Source organism: Candidatus Hydrogenedentota bacterium (assembly GCA_016791475.1).
Lineage (GTDB): Bacteria > Hydrogenedentota > Hydrogenedentia > Hydrogenedentales > JAEUWI01 > JAEUWI01.
Genome location: JAEUWI010000492.1, coordinates 1 through 511, shown reverse-complemented (window position 1 = coordinate 511; position 511 = coordinate 1). Strand labels below are relative to the sequence as shown.

Genomic DNA, 511 nt, shown 5'->3' with positions numbered 1-511 from the left:
GATGGCGACGGGCGGTTGCCGGCCAGGGACAGCCGGGACGGCTATCCTGCTTTGGACAGCCGGGACGGCTATCCTACTTTGCAACCAGTTCGCGATGGCGGTGGCTTCGCTTCCGGTGAGGGTCATGTCGGGCATGCGGCCGCCGGGCCGGGCGTGTTCCGGGTCGAGTAGGAACGCGGCCAGGGCGGTGGCGGAGGTCTTCCAGGCCAGGTCCGGCAGGGGAATCGAGGGCAAGGCGATGGCCGGTACGGTCACGATACCTGGGTCCGCGAAGGGATCGTCCGAAGCACTGGCATCCGGCGCTTCCGTGGGTTCGTGGCAGGCGACGCAGCCGACGGAATGAAACAGGCGTGCGCCGCGCTCGAGTTCCTCTTCCGGGGGCGCTTCCGTGTCCGCCTGGAACGCTCCACCGAGGCTGTAGAGGAAATGCGCGAGGGCGTCGGCAGCCTCCCCCTTTTCCACGTCATTGCTGCCGGCGAAAAGGTCCGGCATCGTGCTACCCGGCTTTGCG

General features: G+C 67.9%; 1 protein-coding gene. It reads right to left on the bottom strand.

The features are described 5' to 3' along the window. Window positions 1-492 (bottom strand): c-type cytochrome (locus JNK74_30425; GenBank protein ID MBL7650484.1); only part of this gene is annotated, 492 nt, incomplete at its 3' end. Between the last annotated feature and the right edge of the window lie 19 nt (window positions 493-511).